General features: G+C 67.9%; 18 protein-coding genes. 11 read left to right on the top strand and 7 right to left on the bottom strand.

All coding sequences use genetic code 11. The features are described from left to right. Positions 1-33: 33 nt before the first annotated feature. From coxB to Q0D57_RS03520, 3 genes are read left to right on the top strand one after another with little or no spacing between them, the layout of a single operon-like run. Positions 34-912 (top strand): cytochrome c oxidase subunit II, encoded by an 879-nt coding sequence (gene coxB, locus Q0D57_RS03510; protein ID WP_291038207.1) that lies wholly within the window; start codon positions 34-36, stop codon positions 910-912. A gap of 9 nt (positions 913-921) precedes the next feature. After that, the gene (gene ctaD, locus Q0D57_RS03515) at positions 922-2,661 is read left to right on the top strand and encodes a cytochrome c oxidase subunit I (RefSeq protein WP_291038210.1); all 1,740 of its coding nucleotides are present in this window, start codon (positions 922-924) and stop codon (positions 2,659-2,661) included. 3 nt (positions 2,662-2,664) lie between these two features. Continuing rightward, on the top strand, positions 2,665-3,084 hold the full coding sequence (locus tag Q0D57_RS03520) for a cytochrome c oxidase subunit 4 (RefSeq protein ID WP_291038212.1): 420 nt from the start codon (positions 2,665-2,667) through the stop codon (positions 3,082-3,084). Between the two features lie 80 nt (positions 3,085-3,164). Here the strand turns inward: Q0D57_RS03520 and Q0D57_RS03525 are convergent, their stop codons facing one another. From Q0D57_RS03525 to Q0D57_RS03545, 5 genes are all read right to left on the bottom strand, one after another. Further along, entirely contained in the window at positions 3,165-4,469 is a 1,305-nt protein-coding gene (locus Q0D57_RS03525; protein ID WP_291038215.1) for a cell wall-binding repeat-containing protein, read from the bottom strand. Positions 4,470-4,615: 146 nt separating this feature from the next. Next, entirely contained in the window at positions 4,616-6,337 is a 1,722-nt protein-coding gene (locus tag Q0D57_RS03530) for a ubiquinol-cytochrome c reductase cytochrome b subunit (protein WP_291038218.1), read from the bottom strand. Next, positions 6,334-7,404: a Rieske 2Fe-2S domain-containing protein gene (locus Q0D57_RS03535; protein WP_291038220.1), complete on the bottom strand. Its 1,071-nt coding sequence runs from the start codon at positions 7,402-7,404 to the stop codon at positions 6,334-6,336. The genes Q0D57_RS03530 and Q0D57_RS03535 overlap by 4 nt, the downstream gene beginning before the upstream one ends. 55 nt (positions 7,405-7,459) lie before the next feature. Further along, positions 7,460-8,254 (bottom strand): c-type cytochrome, encoded by a 795-nt coding sequence (locus tag Q0D57_RS03540; protein ID WP_291038223.1) that lies wholly within the window; start codon positions 8,252-8,254, stop codon positions 7,460-7,462. Positions 8,255-8,303: 49 nt separating this feature from the next. Further along, positions 8,304-8,894, bottom strand: a complete 591-nt coding sequence (locus tag Q0D57_RS03545; protein WP_259531122.1) for a heme-copper oxidase subunit III — start codon at positions 8,892-8,894, stop codon at positions 8,304-8,306. Between the two features lie 142 nt (positions 8,895-9,036). On the opposite strand from Q0D57_RS03545, the gene trpD reads away from it, so the two are divergent. Further along, positions 9,037-10,089 carry an anthranilate phosphoribosyltransferase gene (gene trpD, locus Q0D57_RS03550; RefSeq protein WP_291038228.1) on the top strand — a complete coding sequence of 351 codons (1,053 nt, stop codon included), beginning with the start codon at positions 9,037-9,039 and terminating at the stop codon, positions 10,087-10,089. A gap of 260 nt (positions 10,090-10,349) precedes the next feature. Here trpD and glpK read toward each other — a convergent pair whose 3' ends face one another. After that, positions 10,350-11,864 carry a glycerol kinase GlpK gene (gene glpK / locus Q0D57_RS03555; RefSeq protein WP_291038231.1) on the bottom strand — a complete coding sequence of 505 codons (1,515 nt, stop codon included), beginning with the start codon at positions 11,862-11,864 and terminating at the stop codon, positions 10,350-10,352. A gap of 77 nt (positions 11,865-11,941) precedes the next feature. Next, a complete protein-coding gene (locus Q0D57_RS03560; protein WP_291038234.1) occupies positions 11,942-12,712 on the bottom strand; it encodes an MIP/aquaporin family protein in 771 nt (256 codons plus the stop codon). A 174-nt stretch (positions 12,713-12,886) separates the two neighbouring features. Here Q0D57_RS03560 and dhaK point away from each other — a divergent pair, with 174 nt between their 5' ends. The 7 genes from dhaK (at position 12,887) to Q0D57_RS03595 (ending at position 17,584) form a co-directional block, all read left to right on the top strand. Next, positions 12,887-13,888, top strand: a complete 1,002-nt coding sequence (gene dhaK / locus Q0D57_RS03565) for a dihydroxyacetone kinase subunit DhaK (protein ID WP_291038237.1) — start codon at positions 12,887-12,889, stop codon at positions 13,886-13,888. A gap of 10 nt (positions 13,889-13,898) precedes the next feature. Next, on the top strand, positions 13,899-14,564 hold the full coding sequence (gene dhaL, locus Q0D57_RS03570) for a dihydroxyacetone kinase subunit DhaL (RefSeq protein ID WP_291038245.1): 666 nt from the start codon (positions 13,899-13,901) through the stop codon (positions 14,562-14,564). A gap of 1 nt (position 14,565) precedes the next feature. Continuing rightward, positions 14,566-15,309 carry a dihydroxyacetone kinase phosphoryl donor subunit DhaM gene (gene dhaM / locus Q0D57_RS03575; protein WP_291038248.1) on the top strand — a complete coding sequence of 248 codons (744 nt, stop codon included), beginning with the start codon at positions 14,566-14,568 and terminating at the stop codon, positions 15,307-15,309. 79 nt (positions 15,310-15,388) lie between these two features. Beyond that, positions 15,389-15,763 carry a hypothetical protein gene (locus tag Q0D57_RS03580; RefSeq protein ID WP_291038251.1) on the top strand — a complete coding sequence of 125 codons (375 nt, stop codon included), beginning with the start codon at positions 15,389-15,391 and terminating at the stop codon, positions 15,761-15,763. Positions 15,764-15,828: 65 nt separating this feature from the next. Further along, on the top strand, positions 15,829-16,203 hold the full coding sequence (locus Q0D57_RS03585; RefSeq protein WP_291038254.1) for a DUF1801 domain-containing protein: 375 nt from the start codon (positions 15,829-15,831) through the stop codon (positions 16,201-16,203). Beyond that, positions 16,200-16,955: a hypothetical protein gene (locus tag Q0D57_RS03590; RefSeq protein WP_291038257.1), complete on the top strand. Its 756-nt coding sequence runs from the start codon at positions 16,200-16,202 to the stop codon at positions 16,953-16,955. Before Q0D57_RS03585 ends, Q0D57_RS03590 begins: the two co-directional genes overlap by 4 nt. Before the next feature lie 50 nt (positions 16,956-17,005). Then, a complete protein-coding gene (locus Q0D57_RS03595; RefSeq protein WP_291038260.1) occupies positions 17,006-17,584 on the top strand; it encodes a GNAT family N-acetyltransferase in 579 nt (192 codons plus the stop codon). The last annotated feature ends 20 nt before the right edge of the window (positions 17,585-17,604 follow it).

Here is a 17,604-nt window from a genome sequence, read left to right on the forward strand (position 1 = left end):
TACACTGTGGTGTAGCTTCCCGAAAGGTCTGTGGTGCGCTCTAACCGACGTCTCCGATGGGCTGCGATACCGATCGCAGCCGTACTGTCAGTTGTCCTCGCCGGGTGCACGCAGGACCAGCTCCAGGGCTGGCTTCCCACCGAGCCCGGCACCACGAACAACGTCGACCGCGTCATCGGCCTCTGGGTCACGTCGTGGATCGTGCTGCTCGTGGTGGGTGTCATCACCTGGGCGCTCACCATCTGGGCGATCGTCGTGTACCGCCGCCGCAAGGGCCAGACCGGCCTGCCGGCTCAGCTGCGCTACAACATGCCGATCGAGATCTTCTACACGATCGTCCCGCTCATCCTCGTGCTCGGCTTCTTCGCCTTCACGGCGCGTGACCAGGATGCGATCGAGGCCGCCTACGACGACCCCGAGGTCACCATCCAGGTCTTCGGCAAGCAGTGGGCGTGGGACTTCAACTACGTCGACGAAGACGTCTATTACGCGGGCGTGCAGGGTCAGGACGACCCGAACGACGCGAACGGCGAGCTGGTCGAATCCGAGATCCCCACCCTCTACCTTCCCGTCGGCAAGACAGTCGAGGTCCAGCTCGAGTCGCGCGACGTCATCCATTCGTTCTGGGTCATCGACTTCCTCTACAAGAAGGACATGCTGCCCGGCAAGACGAACTACATGTACGTCACGCCCGAGCGTGAAGGAACATTCTCCGGCAAGTGTGCCGAGCTCTGCGGCGAGTACCACTCGATGATGCTGTTCAACGTGAAGGTCGTCTCCCAGCAGGAATACGACGACTACATCCAGTCGCTCCGCGACTCGGGCCAGGAGGGTCAGCTCGGCCACGAGTATGACCGCAACCAGAACCTCCCGGGCATCGGTGTGCCCGAGGACCACGAAGAAGAAGAGTAGGAACGCGACATGACTGCAACCGTCGACGTGACGTCGGTCGGCTCTCCGGCCCCCCTTCCCACTCCCTCGAAGACCGTGGGGCGCAAGGGCAACATCCTGGTCAAGTGGATCACCTCCACCGACCACAAGACCATCGGGTACATGTACCTGATCGCCTCGTTCTTGTTCTTCTGCCTCGGCGGCGTGATGGCCCTCGTCATCCGGGCTCAGCTCTTCGAGCCGGGCCTCGAGCTGCTGCAGACGAAGGACCAGTACAACCAGCTCTTCACGATGCATGGCACGATCATGCTGCTGATGTTCGCGACACCGCTGTTCGCAGGGTTCGCCAACGCGCTCATGCCGCTGCAGATCGGCGCGCCGGATGTCGCCTTCCCGCGACTGAACGCGTTCGCTTTCTGGCTCTTCCTCTTCGGTTCGCTGATCGCTGTCTCAGGCTTCCTCACTCCGCAGGGGGCGGCCTCATTCGGCTGGTTCGCCTACGCGCCGCTGTCGTCGACCACGTTCACGCCGGGAGACGGCGGAAACCTCTGGGTCTTCGGCCTCGGCCTCTCGGGCTTCGGCACCATCCTCGGTGCGGTGAACTTCATCACGACCATCATCACGCTGCGTGCCCCGGGCATGACCATGTTCCGGATGCCCATCTTCACCTGGAACATCCTGGTCACGTCGATCCTCGTGCTGATGGCCTTCCCGGTGCTCGCCGCCGCGCTCTTCGCGCTCGGTTCGGACCGTGTCTTCGGGGCCCACATCTATGACCCGGCCAACGGCGGTGTGCTCCTCTGGCAGCACTTGTTCTGGTTCTTCGGGCACCCGGAGGTGTACATCATCGCGCTGCCGTTCTTCGGCATCGTCTCCGAGGTGTTCCCGGTCTTCAGCCGCAAGCCGATCTTCGGCTACAAGACGCTGATCTACGCCACGATCTCGATCGCGGCCCTCTCGGTCACGGTGTGGGCGCACCACATGTACGTCACCGGCTCCGTGCTGCTGCCCTTCTTCTCTTTGATGACGATGTTGATCGCGGTGCCCACGGGTGTGAAGATCTTCAACTGGATCGGCACGATGTGGCGGGGCTCCGTCACGTTCGAGACGCCGATGATCTGGGCCATCGGCTTCCTCATCACCTTCACCTTCGGTGGCCTGACCGGTGTCATCCTGGCGTCGCCGCCGCTCGACTTCCACGTCTCGGACACGTACTTCGTGGTGGCGCACTTCCACTACGTGGTGTTCGGCACGGTCGTGTTCGCCATGTTCTCGGGCTTCTACTTCTGGTGGCCCAAGTGGACGGGCAAGATGCTCAACGAGCGTCTCGGCTACTGGCACTTCTGGCTGCTGTTCATCGGCTTCCACACCACGTTCCTCATCCAGCACTGGCTGGGCGTCATCGGCATGCCTCGTCGTTACGCCACCTACCAGCCTGAAGAGGGCTACGAGTGGATGAACCAGCTCTCCACGATCGGTGCGTTCGTGCTGGCCGCCTCGATGATCCCGTTCTTCCTGAACGTGTACATCACGGCCCGCAAGGCGCCCAAGGTCACGGTGAACGACCCGTGGGGCTACGGCCGCTCGCTCGAGTGGGCCACCTCGTGCCCGCCGCCGCGCCACAACTTCACCTCGATCCCGCGCATCCGCTCGGAGTCGCCGGCGTTCGACCTCAACCACCCCGAGGCCGGCATCCCGGTCGGTGTGGGTCCGGCGAAGGACGCTCCGGATGCTCCCACCTACGACGTCTCGCAAGGCAAGGTCAAGTAACCCATGAGAGCCAACACCAATCTCTTCTGGATCCTGTTCGTCTTCATGCTCCTGGCCACGGCGGCCTACACGGTCTGGTCGCTGATCTACTTCGAGGGTCAGATCGAGTGGGTGGGCACGCTCGGCATCGGCCTCGCGGCTATCCTGTCGGCGTTCCTCGCCTTCTACCTCGGCCGTGTGCACAAGTCGCAGGGCGGCGAGCTGCCCGAAGACCGCCTCGACTCGAACATCGACGACGGCGACCCGGAGCTCGGCTTCTACAGCCCGTGGAGCTGGTGGCCCATCATCCTCGCGGGTGGCGGCGCCCTGCTCATGCTGGGCCTCGCTGTGGGCTTCTGGATCTGCTTCATCGCCGGAGCCCTCACCCTCGTGGCCATCGTCGGCTGGGTCTTCGAGTACTACCGCGGCTACTTCGCCCGCTAGTCCACCCTCCACGCCAGAAGGCGCCCGCCCCTTCCCGGGCCGGGCGCCTTCGTCGTTTCCGTAGGAGCCGTGGTGTCAGGTCAGGGGGAGCAGACCGTCAGCTTCTCCACCGCGGTGCTGACGGAGGCGGTTCCGCCGAGGATCACGATCTTCTTGGCACCGAGCATCGTGATCTTGTGGGCGGTGTCGATCGGGATGCAGTCCTTCGTCGTCAGCATGATCGGCGAGCCGCTCTTCCTGGCGAGCACAGCGCCCGAGAGCGCATCCGGGAACGTGACGCCCGTGGCCAGGTAGACGGTGTCCACGGTGGTGGACGGCTTGGCGAATGCGAAGCGCGCCACGCCGGAGGACACGAAGTAGCGGTTGGCTCCTGCGATGCGCACGGTCTTGCCGACCCAGAGGCGGCTCGCCGAGTCTGACAGCTCGCGCGAGATGGTGTTCTCGCCACCCAGCAGCGCGATGCCGTTGACTCCGCGGGTGTCCAGGATGGCCTTCTCCTCGGCGGTGAAGGCGGTCTGCAGCCCGTTCACGAGCAGCACGGGAGCCATCGGAGCGCCGCTCAGCGCATCCGGGAACACTCGGCCACTGGCGACCGCGACGAAGCTCAGGGAGGTCGCACCGAAGGTCGGATGGCTGATCAGATTCCTCGACACCTCGAAGCGGTCGAAGCCGTCGATCCGAGTGATCGTGGCCGCAGGAAGCGCGGCCTTGATGGCGGCGGCGACGGCAGGCTCGACCGTGTCCTCGCCTCCGAGCACGACGACGTCGGTCGGCTTCAGGCGGGCGAGCTCATCGGACACGACCTGCGGCAGCGACTTCGCCGAGGAGAGGAGCAGGGGAGCGGAGCGCTGCGCAGCGACGCCGGCGCCACTCAGCGCGTCGGAGAACTTCTCGCCGCTGGCGATGTAGACCAGCGGTGCCGTGGCCGGAGCCGGCACGGTGGCCTGGGAGATCTTGACTGCCTCCGCGTAGCGGTCCGTCGCGTCGATTCGCGAGACGGTGAGCGACGGATCCAGCGTGACGTCGGCCTTCACGTCGACCGTGCAGACGATCGACGAGGTCCTGGTGTCTCCGTTCGTGAGCTGGACCGTGAAGGTGTTGACCCCGAGCTTGCTCGGTGCACCCTCGTAGGAGGCGTACCAGCTGTGGTTGTCGATCGTGACGCCGGGGAACGACCCGGCGATGATGGAGCCCGTGAGCGACTCCTCCTGGGCCCACAGGTCCTGGTCGTAGTACTGCACGCCGGCGGAGGCGGTTGCCGGAGGGCACATGGGCTGCGGAAGCGTGGGCTCGGCTGAGGCGGCGCCGGCGGACAGGGTCGTCAGGCCCGACGCGACGACCAGAACGGCCAACGCCGTGGCCGGGATGGAACGGATGGGGGACATAGGAGAACTTCCTTCTTCGGGGTGGGTCGACCAAGCTTGGTCGCCCCGGAGGAGCTCCTGTTATGAGCAATCAGTACTCAGGTGCCGAGGGCGGGAACGACGAAGGGCCCCTCGCACGGAGTGCGGGGGCCCTTCGGGGAGTGGGGCTACGGCTTCGTGAGGCCGGGGCCCTCCTCGAGGGAGTGGTCGGTGCCGTCGCCGTGGGTGCCGTGGTGGCCGTGGCCGGACTCGAGCTCCTGCTGCTGGGCGGGGGCGATGCGGTCTTCGAAGAACCAGCGCGAGACGCGGGCGCGGAAGCGCATGCCGGGCGTGATCTGGCCCTTGGCGTTGGGGCGGAGCATGATCGGCTCGTAGACCTCGAAGTCGACCAGACGCCAGCGCTCGTAGTCGTCGACCTGCTCGTGCACCTCGATGTACTCGCCACCGGGGAGTCGCACGATGCGGCCCGACTCGAAGCCGTGCAGCACGATCTCGCGGTCCTTCTTCATGAGCGCGATGCACACGCGCTTCGTGACGAAGAACGCCAGGAACGGCCCGAGCACGACCCACGCCTGGATGGTGTGGATGACGCCCTCGATCGACAGCTGGAAGTGCGTCGCCATGAGGTCGGACGAGGCCGCCGCCCAGAGACCCGCGTAGAAGGTGACGCCGGCCGCGCCGATGGCGGTGCGGGTGGGGGCGTTGCGCGGGCGGTCGAGGATGTGGTGCTCGCGCTTGTCGCCCGTGACCCAGCCCTCGATGAACGGGTAGGCGGCAACAGCGGCGAGCAGTCCCACGAGCGCGATGACCGGCACGATGATGTTGATCGACCAGGTGTGGTCGAGCCAGACGAACTCCCATCCCGGCGGGATCAATCGCAGGGCACCGTCGGCGAAGCCGATGTACCAGTCCGGCTGGGTACCCGCCGACACCGGCGAGGGGTCGTACGGGCCGTAGTTCCAGATCGGGTTGATCGTGAAGAACGAAGCCATCAGGGCGATGACGCCGAACACCAGGAAGAAGAAGCCACCGGCCTTCGCCGCGTACACGGGGAGGATCGGGTAGCCGATGACGTTGTTGTTCGTGCGACCGGCACCGGCGTACTGCGTGTGCTTGTGCACGATCACGAACACGAGGTGGAGGGCGAGGAACGCCACGAGGATCGCCGGCAGCAGCAGGATGTGCAGCGTGTAGAGGCGCCCCACGATCGCCGTTCCCGGGAACTCGCCGCCGAACAGCAGGAACGAGGTCCACGTGCCGATCACGGGGATGCCCTTGATCAGGCCGTCGATGATCCGGAGGCCGTTGCCCGAGAGCAGGTCGTCGGGGAGCGAGTAGCCCGTGAAGCCCTCGGCCATCGCCAGGACGAACAGCAGGAAGCCGATGACCCAGTTGAGCTCACGCGGCTTGCGGAATGCACCCGTGAAGAACACGCGGAGCATATGCAGGCCGATGGCGGCGATGAACAGCAGCGCCGCCCAGTGGTGGATCTGGCGCACCAGGAGACCGCCACGCACATCGAATGAGATGTGCAGCGCCGACTCCATGGCCGCCGACATCTCGACGCCCTTCATCGGCACGTAGGCGCCGTCGTAGTGCGTCTCGACCATCGAGGCCTGGAAGAAGAACGTCAGGAACGTTCCGGACAGGATGATGACGACGAAGCTGTAGAGCGCCACCTCGCCGAGCATGAACGACCAGTGGTCGGGGAAGATCTTGCGGCCGAACTCCTTGACGACGCCCGAGATGCTCGTGCGGTCCTCGATGTAGTTCGACGCGGCGGCGGTGAAGCCTCCGCTCTTCGGCTTCGCGGGCCCGTTGTCGGTGGCGGCGGCGGCGCCCGCAGGCGTGCTGTCTCCCGATCCGGTCCTGTCGATCGTGCTGGTCATGAACGCTCCCAGAAGCTAGGGCCGACAGGCTCGTTGAAATCGCTCCGGGCCACGAGGTAGCCCTCGGAGTCCACCTCGATGGGCAGCTGCGGCAGGGGGCGCTTGGCCGGTCCGAAGATGACCTCGCACTCCTTCGTCACGTCGAACGTCGACTGGTGGCAGGGGCAGAGCAGGTGATGGGTCTGCTGCTCGTACAGCGCCACGGGGCAGCCGACGTGCGTGCAGATCTTGGAGTAGGCGACGATGCCGTCGTACGACCAGTCCTCGCGGCCGGGGCTGACCGTCAGGTCGTCGGGGTTCAGACGCATGAGCAGCACGGCGGCCTTGGCCTTCTGCTCGAGAAGGTCGTCGCGCTCGTTGAGGCCCTCGGGGATGATGTGGAAGACCGAGCCGATCGTGACATCCGAGGCCTTGACCGGGATGCCCGACGGGTCGAGCGTGAGGCGCGAGCCCTTCTTCCACATGGTGTGGCTGAGCAGCTCCACGGGATCCTCGTCCTGAGGAGCCCAGCCGCGGAAGAGCACGAGGCCCGGCAGCGGGAACGCCACGAGAGCCCCGATGAGGCTGTTGCGGATCAGCGTGCGACGCCCGAAGCCCGACTCCTGGTCGGCCTCGTGGAAGATCTCGACCGCGCGGTCGCGGGTGGCTTGCGTGCCGCGGATCGGGTGGCGCTCGTCGATGCCCTCCTTGTCGGCCATCAGTGCCTTGCCCCAGTGCACGGCGCCGAGGCCGATGCCGAAGAGGGCGAGCGCCGAGCCGACACCGATGAACAGGTTGTTCAGGCGGATCGCGGCTATGTCGCCGTCTTCGATCGGGAAGGCCATGTAGGCCGCCAGGGCGAAGATGCTGCCGGCGATCGACAGGTAGAACAGCGTGTAGACCGTGCGCTGGGCGTGCTTGGCCTTCTTGGGGTCGAGATCCGTGACGCGCTTGCGGTGGGGCGGCTCGCCCGGGTTCACCACATCGGAAGCAATGACCGCGGTGCCGGTCGACGCGGCTCGACTCGTCTCGACGGCCGACGAATCTGAAGCGGCAGAATCGTGCCCGCTCACCCCGTCATGTGCCATTGTTTTCCCTTTCGAGCTTGCTGTTCTGTGCTGTGCCTGTGTTCACGGGCGAGGGCTAGTTCGACTTCGCGGTCAGCCAGACCATGAGGCCGATGATCGCTCCTAGTCCGAAGATCCAGGCGAACAGGCCCTCGGCGACCGGACCGAGTGCACCGAGCTCGTACCCGCCGGGGGACGGGTTGTTCTCGATGTACTTCAGGTACGTGATGATGTCGCGCTTGTCTTCCGGCGTGAGGTTGTCGTCGTTGAAGACCGGCATGTTCTGCGGGCCGGTGAGCATGGCCTCGTAGATGTGGGTGGCGAGCACTCCGGTGAGCTCGGGGGCGTACTTGCCCTCGGTGAGCGCTCCACCGGCACCGGCGACGTTGTGGCACATGGCGCAGTTGATGCGGAACAGCTCGCCGCCGTTCGCCGCGTCGCCGTCGGCCTGCAGGAGGCTCTCGTCGGGGACCGCGGGACCGGGGGAGATCGAGGCGACGAAGGCCACGAGGGCGGCGGTCTGCTCGTCGGTGAACTGGGTTGGCTTCTGCATGGCCTGCGGGCCCTGCATGGCCATCGGCATGCGGCCGGTGCCCACCTGGAAGTTGACGGAGGCCGCTCCGACGCCGATCAGCGCGGGGCCGTCGTCGGTGCCCTCGAGGCTCATGCCGTGGCAGGTGGCGCAGTTCGCGGCGAAGAGCTTCTTGCCCTCGTCGATGACCGCCTGGCTCGTGATCTCGGTGTCGGCGGTCGCGGTGGTGGTGCTGCTGAACGCCGCGTACCCTCCGCCGGTGACGACCAGGCCGATCGCAATCAGCACGACAGTTGCCAGGGGATGGCGTCTGCTGGCTTTCCTGCTCCTGCGGGCCATTCTCTCTACTCTCTTTTTCGGGGCTTCGGGTGGATCGGTGCGGGCTGCGCTACTTGAGCACGTAGATCACGAGGAACAGTCCGATCCAGACCACGTCGACGAAGTGCCAGTAGTACGACACCACGATGATCGAGGTCGCCTCTTTGTGACCGAAGTTCTTGACCGCGAACACGCGCCCGAGCATGAGCAGCATCGCGATGAGACCGCCGGTCACGTGGAGCGCGTGGAAGCCGGTGGTGAGGTAGAAGGCCGAGCCGTAGGCGTCGCCGTCGAACGTGATGCCCTCGGAGACGAGCGTCGCGTACTCGAGCACCTGGCCGCTGACGAAGATGGCACCGAAGGCATAGGTGAGGAAGAGCCACTCGGTGACACCCCAGTCCTTCGGCTTCCAGCTCGTGCGCTTGGCCTGGCCGCGCTCGGCGGCGAAGACGGCGAACTGGCACCAGAAGGAGGATATGACGAGGATGATCGTGTTCACCAGCGCGAACGGCACGTTGAGGATCGACGCCTGCTCGGCCCACGCTCCCGGATTGGTGCTGCGGAGGGTGAAGTAGATGGCGAAGAGGCCCGCGAAGAACATGACCTCGCTGCCGAGCCACACGATGGTTCCCACCGCCACGATGTTGGGGCGCTGGACCATGGGGGCACTCTGAGATTGGGTCAATGAGCTGCTCGTCACAAGACCATTATGTCCGATTTCCCAGCTTGGTTTTGCAAAGCGGCTCCCTCGCGCGGCCGTACCGGCGTGTCCCGCGTGAGGAGCGACCCATAGGATCGTTCGTATGGCTGAAACACATTCCTGGCCCGACATGATCGCGCACCTGCTGACCGGATCCGATCTCTCGATCTCCGAGGCGAGCTGGGCGATGAACAAGGTCATGCTGGGCGAGGTGACCGAGGCGCAGCTGGCGGGATTCCTCGTCGCGCTCCGGGCCAAGGGGGAGACCGTCGACGAGATCGTCGGGTTCCGGGATGCCATCCTCGACCACGCGCTGCCCATCCGGGTCGACCCGTTCGTGCTCGACATCGTCGGCACCGGTGGCGACCGGTTCGGCACCGTGAACGTGTCGACCATGGCCTCGATCGTGGCGGCCGCGAGCGGGGTGCCGGTGCTCAAGCACGGCAACAAGGCCGCGAGCTCGCTCTCCGGTTCCTCCGACGTGATGCGCTCGCTCGGCATCGACATCGACATCGAGCCCGAGCGCGTGGCGGAGGTGCTGCTGGAGACCGGGATCTCGTTCGCGTTCGCGGCGAAGTTCCACCCCGGCTTCAAGAACGCGGCCGCCGTGCGCGGCCAGCTCGGTGTGCCGACCGTGTTCAACTTCCTCGGCCCCCTCTGCAACCCCGCCCGCGCCGAGGCCTCGGCCGTGGGCGTCGCCCACCTCGACCGGGTGCCGCTGATCGTGGGCGTGTTCCAGACCCGCGGGGCGACCGCATTGGTGTTCCGCGGCGACGACGGGCTCGACGAGCTCACGACGACCGGACACAGCCACATCTGGGAGGTCTCCCGCGGCTCCGTCAAGGAGCACGACCTCGACCCGCGCGACCTCGGGATCGCCCGCGCCGACATCGAGCAGCTGAAGGGCGGCGACGCCGACTACAACGCCGACGTGGTGCGGCGCGTCGTGTCGGGGGAGCAGGGCCCCGTGCGCGACATGGTGCTGCTGAACGCCGCCGCCGGCCTCGTGGCCTTCGAACTGGCCTCCGACCCCACCGAGGTCGACCGCACGATCGTCGACCGTCTCCGCGAGAAGATGACGATCGCGGCGGAGGCTGTGGACTCGGGGGCGGCGGCTCGGAAGCTCGAGGACTGGATCTTGGCTAGTAATAGATAGTGCGCCGCCGCCTCTGCGGCGCACGCTACATGCGGTGCGGGCGTCGGTCGGCGTCGCTGCGCGGCGCCGACCGGCGACCGTACCGCCTTGGGTCGGCGAGTACGGCCCGCAGCTTTGCGGCTCGCTCCCCACGGTTCCAGGTGATCTTGGATGCTGCTGGGCCTTGGGTCGTAACCATGAGGGGCCGCCGCGACCGCGCGCGAGCGCGGCCACGACGGCCCATGTCCCCCGCGCCGCAGAGGCGGCGGCGCGGCATCAATTCAGCTCACATCTTCGTCTACCCAGTCGAGGGTTTTCGTGACGGCCTTCTTCCAGTTGCGGTAGAGGCGGGCGCGCTCGGCCTCCTCCATCTGCGGCTCCCAGCGGGAGTCCTCCTGCCAGTTGGCGCGGAGCTCGTCGAGGTCGGCCCAGTAGCCCACGGCGAGGCCGGCGGCGTAGGCCGCGCCGAGCGCCGTGGTCTCGGCCACGACGGGGCGCACGACGGGCACGTCGAGGATGTCGGCCTGGAACTGCATGAGCAGGTTGTTGGCGATCATGCCGCCGTCGACCTTGAGCTCGGTGAGCGGCACCCCGGAGTCGGCGTTCACCGCGTCGAGCACCTCCTTGGTCTGGAAGGCGGTGGCCTCGAGTGCCGCGCGGGCGATGTGGCCCTTGTTCACGTAGCGGGTGAGGCCCACGAGCGCGCCACGGGCATCCGCTCGCCAGTAGGGGGCGAAGAGTCCGGAGAAGGCGGGCACGAAGTAGGCGCCGCCGTTGTCGTCGACGGTCTTCGCGAGCTCCTCGATCTCGGGGGCGGAGGAGATGATGCCGAGGTTGTCTCGAAGCCACTGCACGAGCGATCCGGTGACCGCGATCGAGCCCTCGAGCGCGTAGTGCGGGGCCTCGTCGCCGAGCTTGTAGCCGAGGGTGGTGAGGAGCCCGTTCTGGGACTTCACGATCTCGGTGCCCGTGTTGAAGATGAGGAAGTTGCCGGTGCCGTATGTGTTCTTGGCCTCACCCGCGTCGAACGCGGCCTGACCGAAGGTGGCGGCCTGCTGGTCGCCGAGGATGCCCGCCACGGGGACCTCCCGGAGGAGCGACGACGTGTGCACGGTGCCGTAGACCTCGGAGGAGGACTTGATCTCGGGCAGCATCGACTTGGGCACACCGAAGACCTCGAGGATGTCGTCGCGCCACTCGAGCGTCTCGAGATCCATGAAGAGGGTGCGCGACGCGTTCGTGACGTCGGTGATGTGCACGCCGCCGTCGACGCCTCCGGTGAGGTTCCAGGTGACCCAGCTGTCGGTGGTGCCGAACAGCAGGTCGCCGGCCTCGGCCTTCTCGCGCGCACCCTCGACGTTCTCGAGGATCCAGACGATCTTCGTGCCCGAGAAGTAGGTGGAGAGGGGCAGGCCCACGATGTCCTTGAACCGCTCGGCACCGCCGTCGGCGGAGAAGCGGTCGACGATCTCCTGCGTGCGGGTGTCCTGCCAGACGATCGCGTTGTAGACGGCCTCGCCGGTGTTCCTGTCCCACACCACCGCGGTCTCGCGCTGGTTGGTGATGCCCACGGCCTTCACGTTGTGGCGCGTGATGTTGGCCTTCGAGAGGGCCTGGCCGATGACCTCGCGGGTGTTGTCCCAGATCTCCTTGGGATCGTGCTCGACCCAGCCGGCCTTCGGGAAGATCTGCTTGTGCTCGAGTTGACCGGTGGAGACGATCGAGCCGGAGTGATCGAAGACGATCGCCCTGGTGCTGGTCGTGCCCTGGTCGATCGCGATGATGTAGTCCGACATGACAAACTCCTTTGTTCTCAGGTGGCCGGGACAGGGAGAGGGCCGGTCCACATCGTCGTGGACCGGCCCTCGAGGTGCTAGGTGAGGATGGGGAGGAGGGGGATGGCGGCGAGCCCGGCGAGGACACCACCGATGATGGGGCCGACGACCGGCACCCAGGAGTACGACCAGTCGGAGGATCCCTTGCCCTTGATCGGCAGCAGCGCGTGCGCGATGCGCGGGCCGAGGTCACGAGCCGGGTTGATCGCGTACCCGGTCGGGCCACCGAGGGACGCGCCGATGCCGATCACGAGGAGGGCGACGGGCAGAGCGCCGAGGGCCGCGAGACCACCGTCTCCCTGGCGGCCGCCGCCGAAGCCGATCACGACGAACACGAGCACGAAGGTGCCGATGATCTCCGTCACGAGGTTCCAGCCGTAGGAACGGATGGCCGGGCCGGTGGAGAACACGCCGAGCTTGTTCGCCGCCTCGGGCTCCGCGTCGAAGTGCTGCTTGTAGGCGAGCCACACGAAGACGGCACCGATGATCGCACCGATCAGCTGCGCACCGATGTAGGCGAGCACCGACAGGGCGTTCACGTCGACCGCGGTGGCCTCCGATCCGAACGAGGTGGCGCCGTTGGCGAGGAGGCCGAGAGTGACCGCCGGGTTGAGGTGCGCACCGGAGGCGTAGGAGACGATGACGCCGGCGAAGACCGCGAGGCCCCAGCCGATGTTGACCATCAGGAAGCCGCCGTTGAAGCCCTTGGTGCGGATGAGCGCCACGTTCGCGACGACGCCGCAGCCGAGGAGCACGAGCATGGCCGTGCCCACGAGTTCCGAGAGGAAATCGATACCGAGATTGTCCACGTTGACCTTCCTTCGCACTGACTGGCCGCGAGTGCGGCCCCCGAGGTGATCGGGTACTTCACAATATCCCCAGCGTCTTGCCAGGTATACGGCGAAACGGCGTAGATTTGCACCGGATGGCCAACCACTGGCTCCCGTCGCGGGCGACGAACGTCCGATCGGAGGGAATTTTCAATGAAGAAGCTCATCAACGATCCGAAGAACGTGGTCGACGAGGCGGTGGCCGGATTCGAGGCCGCGCACGGCGACATCGTGACGGTCTCGCACGATCCGATCTACATCGCGCGGAAGGATGCCCCGGTGGCCGGCAAGGTCGCCATCGTCTCGGGCGGCGGCAGCGGGCACGAGCCCCTGCACGGTGGATTCGTGGGGTACGGGATGCTCGACGCGGCCGTTCCCGGGCCGGTCTTCACCTCGCCCACGCCCGACCCCATCCTCGCCGCCACGAAGGCCGTCGACTCGGGTGCCGGGGTGCTCCACATCGTCAAGAACTACACCGGCGACGTCCTGAACTTCGAGACCGCCGCCGACCTCGCGGCCGCCGACGGGGTCGAGGTGCGCACCGTCGTGATCGACGACGACGTGGCGGTGAAGGACTCGCTCTACACGGCCGGCCGGCGGGGCGTTGCCGGCACGGTGCTCGTGGAGAAGATCGCGGGGGCCGCCGCCGAGCGCGGTGACGACCTGGATGCGGTGGCCGCGGTGGCCGAGAAGGTCAACGGCCAGGTGCGCACGATGGGCGTCGCCCTCACCCCGTGCGTCGTGCCGCACGCGGGGGAGCCGAGCTTCACCCTCGCCGACGACGAGATCGAGATCGGCATCGGCATCCACGGCGAGCCCGGCCGCGAGCGGATCAAGCTGGCGCCCGCCGACGAGATCGTCGACCGCCTGCTCGAGCCCGTGCTGGAGGACCTGCCGTTCGCCTCGGGCGACAAGGTGCTGCTGCTCGTGAACGGCATGGGCGGCACGCCCCAGGTGGAGCTCTACGTGGTGTTCCGGCACGCGGCCGAGGTGCTCGCGGGCAAGGGCATCGAGGTCACCAGGAGCCTCGTGGGCAACTACGTGACCTCGCTCGAGATGCAGGGTGTGTCGATCTCGGTGCTGAAGCTCGACGACGAGCTGACCGAGCTGTGGGACGCCCCCGTGCAGACCGCCGCTCTGCGGTGGGGAAGGTAGGGTCGATCGGATGACACTGGGCATCGACTGGACGACCGACTGGATCCGGCGGAGCGCCGCCGTCGTCTCGGAGCATCGGGGTGAGCTCATCACCCTCGACCGCGAGATCGGCGACGGAGACCACGGCGAGAACCTGGACCGCGGCTTCACCGCCGTGCTCGCGAAGCTCGACGACCTGCCGGCCGACGCGTCGCCAGGTGACGCGCTCAAGCTCGTGGCGACGACGCTGATCTCCACGGTGGGCGGGGCCTCGGGCCCGCTCCTCGGCACGGCTTACCTCAAGGCCGCCGGGGCCGTGGGGCAGGAGAAGGAGCTCGACGGTGCGGCGCTCGTCGCGCTCCTGACCGCGGCCCGTGACGGTGTGGTGCTGCGCGGCAAGGCGGAGAGCGGCGACAAGACGATGATCGACGCCTGGACACCGGCTGTCGACGCGGCCTCCGCGGCTGCGGCCGACGGCCAGGACGAGGTCGCCATCCTCGAGGCCGCGGCCGCCGCCGCCGAGCAGGGTGCCGCGGCGACCGAGCCGCTCGTGGCGCGCAAGGGTCGCGCGAGTTATCTGGGGGAGCGGGCCATCGGGCACCGCGATCCGGGTGCCCAATCGTCGTCGCTGCTGCTGCGGGCGGCTGCGGTTGCCGCGGCAGGCACTTCGCCGGCATCCCCCTCGGCAGGGCAGTGACGTGAGCGGCACTCCCGGCAAGGTCGGCGTCGTCTTCGTCTCGCACAGCTCCAAGATCGCGGAGGGGCTCGTCGAGCTCGCCGCGCAGATGGCGCAGGGCACCACGCTCGTGGCCGCCGGCGGCACCGACGACGGGGGCATCGGGACGAGCTTCGACAAGGCCGGGCAGGCGATCGCCGAAGCCGACTCCGGCGAGGGCGTGGCCGTGCTCTGCGACCTCGGGTCGGCGATCCTGACCGCGGAGACGGCCCTCGACTTCCTCGACGACGATGTGCGGGACCGCGTGCGGATCGTGGATGCTCCGCTCGTGGAGGGCGGGGTCGCTGCGGCCGTGGCCGCCGAGTCGGGCGCCCCGCTCGCGGAGGTCGTGGCGGCGGGGCGGAGCGCGGCGAGCGGCGGGGACGAGACCACTTCGGTCGATGATCCGGCTGCGGCGCCGGCCGCTGGTGCGCCGGCGACGGGCGCTGCGGCATCCGGTGACCGTCAGGTCGGCTACTCGCGCACGGTGACGATCGTGAACCGCGACGGCCTGCACGCGCGCCCGGCCGCCGAATTCGTGAAGCTCGCGGGAACCTTCGACGTCAAGGCGACCGTGAACGGCAAGGACGCCAAGAGCCTGCTCGGCATCATGGCGCTCGGTCTCACGAAGGGCGCCTCCGTGGAGGTCGCGAGCGCCGATCCGGCGGGACGCGAGGCGGTCGACGCTCTCGCCGATCTCATCGAGACCGGCTTCGGAGAGGCGTGACGTGCGCCGATTCCGTGAGAAAATCGAGGACCGGGGTTTCGCACCGCGACCCCGGTGATCGAGAGGAACACAGAACAACATGGCTAGCAGCGCAACGAAATGCCCCGTCTGCGGGAAGTCGGTCGCCGTCGGCCTCGTCTCCCAGACGATGATCCAGCACGAGGACAAGCACGGGGCTCGATGCAAGGGCACCGGCAAGCCGCCCGTCGTGTCGGCCCGGGCCGCCGCCGCGGCCGCCTCCGGAACCGCCGGTTCGTCGGCGACGCGGTCGACCAGGAAGCCCTCCACGAGCCCCGCCGCCAAGGGCGGCGTCACCGTGCGTCGCGTGGAGGTCGACCCCGAGGCGCTCCGCGAGCGCCAGGAGCGCTCGGAGCGACTGCGACAGGAACGCGCCGAGGCGGCGCGCGAGCGCAACGAGATCCACGTCTCGTACTTCGACGAGCCCCGGCACTGATCCGGGCCCAGCACGACCCCCAGTGCTGACGCAGGCGCTCGGGGAGTTCGAGGAGAGGTGGGGCGATGCCCGAGCAGGCTGCCGAATCGGTCGAGGAGTACATCGCCTCGTTCCCGCCCGAGGTCGCGACACGGCTCGAGGAGCTCCGCGCCCTCGTGCGCGGAGCTCTCCCGGGTGCGGAGGAGTCGATCAGCTACGGCATGCCAACCTACTCCTACGACGGCCGGCACCTCACCTTCTTCGCGGGCTGGAAGGCGCATCTCGCCCTCTACGCCGTCTACTCCTTCGCCGGCGACGACCCCGCCCTGGAGGCGGAGATCGCTCCCTTCCGGTCGGGCAAGGACACCCTGAAGCTGCCGGTGAAGAACGAGCTGCCCAGCGGGCTCATCACGCGTGTCGTGGCAGGACTCCTGGCGAAGCGGAACTCACCTCGGGCGTGAAGCGGCGCTCCGACGGCCGGGTCGATCCGCCGTACTTCGATTCGGTGCGGGCCCGGCGGGACGCCCGCCTCGCTGCGGCGACCGCGCCCGAGGAGCTGCGGGGCTTCGTCGACCCCTTCCTCGACGGCGGGGCCGCCGCGCTGGCGGTGCTGCAGCGGTTCCCGGATGCGTCGGTGACGCTCGCGAGCACCGACGAGGAGCTCGTGACCACCTGGGAGGCCGTCCGCGACGAGCCCGCCGCGGTCATCCGGTCGACGCGCAGGCTCCTCGAGGGGCACGGGGCCGCGCAGTTCGCGGCGGTCCGCGCGGATGCCTCGTTGGTGGGCGCCGAGCGGGCGGCGCGCTTCATCTACCTGCGTGGTGCGGCGGCTCCGGATGCGCGGGGCCGGCCGCCCGTCGATGTCGCCTCGGCGACGATGGGCCGAGGCGACGTCGTCTTCGACGAGTCCAATCTGCGGGCGGTCTCGGAGCTCATCGCCCGCTCGGACGTGGCCTTCGAGCGGTCGTCGCCGTTCGCGCTCCTGCCGCGAGTGCAGGAGGAGGACCTCGTCTACCTCGACGCGGATTCGGCGGGAGCCGTGTCGGCGGGGTCGCGGGAACTGCGCGGACTCGTGGGTGCGGTCACCGCGCGGGGCGGGCACGTGCTGGCCACCGCGGAGCTCGCGGGGCTCACCGCCGTGGCCGACGGGCTCTGGGGGAGCGGCAACCTGCGGCGCGCGCTCGCCCGTGAGTCCGCCGAGGGCCGGCCGTAGGAGCACACTGCCCTGTTGCCCGCCTGAGGCGGCAGTGCCAGGGTGGCGGCATGCAGATCGAGGTGCGGCCCGCAACCGTCTTCGCCGACGTCGCGACGATGGTCGGGCCCAAGCGCCCCGACGCGAACGTGTGCTGGTGCCTCAGCTACCGCATCCCGTCGAAGCAGAATCAGGCGCTCGTCGGTGTCCAGCGGGGTGCGCTCGTGAGGCAGCTTGTCGAGGAGGATCCGCCGCCCGGCGTGCTGGCCTACGACGGTGAAGAGGTGGTCGGCTGGGCGGGCGTGCATCCGAGGGCCGACACGACGTTCGCGCGCAACCGCCGCATACCCTCGCTCGACGAGCGGGTGGTGTGGTCGGTGTGGTGCCTGCGGGTGCGGCCCGGTCATCGCGGTGCGGGCATCTCGCATCCGCTGCTCGCCGGGGCCGCCGCCTTCGCGTTCGAGCGGGGAGCCGAGGTCGTGGAGGGGTATCCGGTCGACAACCGCGGCGAGAAGGTCGACCTCACCATGGCGTACGTGGGGACGCGCGCGCTGTTCGAGGCGGCCGGCTTCACCAAGGCGGCCGACACGACGTCGCTGCTCAACGGGTTCCCCAGGGTGGTCATGCGCCTGGAGAGGCCCACCCGCTGATTCGGCCCACCGTGGGAGCT

It is taken from the genome of Herbiconiux sp., assembly GCF_023264895.1.
GTDB lineage: Bacteria > Actinomycetota > Actinomycetes > Actinomycetales > Microbacteriaceae > Herbiconiux.

Bases quoted from the DNA above. Each gene is read 5' to 3' on its own strand.
- ctaD (WP_291038210.1), top strand. From the start codon at position 922: ATGACTGCAACCGTCGACGTGACGTCGGTCGGCTCTCCGGCCCCCCTT.
- Q0D57_RS03520 (WP_291038212.1), top strand. From the start codon at position 2,665: ATGAGAGCCAACACCAATCTCTTCTGGATCCTGTTCGTCTTCATGCTC.
- Q0D57_RS03525 (WP_291038215.1), bottom strand. From the start codon at position 4,469: ATGTCCCCCATCCGTTCCATCCCGGCCACGGCGTTGGCCGTTCTGGTC.
- Q0D57_RS03530 (WP_291038218.1), bottom strand. From the start codon at position 6,337: ATGACCAGCACGATCGACAGGACCGGATCGGGAGACAGCACGCCTGCG.
- Q0D57_RS03535 (WP_291038220.1), bottom strand. From the start codon at position 7,404: ATGGCACATGACGGGGTGAGCGGGCACGATTCTGCCGCTTCAGATTCG.
- Q0D57_RS03540 (WP_291038223.1), bottom strand. From the start codon at position 8,254: ATGGCCCGCAGGAGCAGGAAAGCCAGCAGACGCCATCCCCTGGCAACT.
- Q0D57_RS03545 (WP_259531122.1), bottom strand. From the start codon at position 8,894: ATGGTCCAGCGCCCCAACATCGTGGCGGTGGGAACCATCGTGTGGCTC.
- trpD (WP_291038228.1), top strand. From the start codon at position 9,037: ATGGCTGAAACACATTCCTGGCCCGACATGATCGCGCACCTGCTGACC.
- glpK (WP_291038231.1), bottom strand. From the start codon at position 11,864: ATGTCGGACTACATCATCGCGATCGACCAGGGCACGACCAGCACCAGG.
- dhaK (WP_291038237.1), top strand. From the start codon at position 12,887: ATGAAGAAGCTCATCAACGATCCGAAGAACGTGGTCGACGAGGCGGTG.
- dhaL (WP_291038245.1), top strand. From the start codon at position 13,899: ATGACACTGGGCATCGACTGGACGACCGACTGGATCCGGCGGAGCGCC.
- Q0D57_RS03580 (WP_291038251.1), top strand. From the start codon at position 15,389: ATGGCTAGCAGCGCAACGAAATGCCCCGTCTGCGGGAAGTCGGTCGCC.
- Q0D57_RS03585 (WP_291038254.1), top strand. From the start codon at position 15,829: ATGCCCGAGCAGGCTGCCGAATCGGTCGAGGAGTACATCGCCTCGTTC.
- Q0D57_RS03595 (WP_291038260.1), top strand. From the start codon at position 17,006: ATGCAGATCGAGGTGCGGCCCGCAACCGTCTTCGCCGACGTCGCGACG.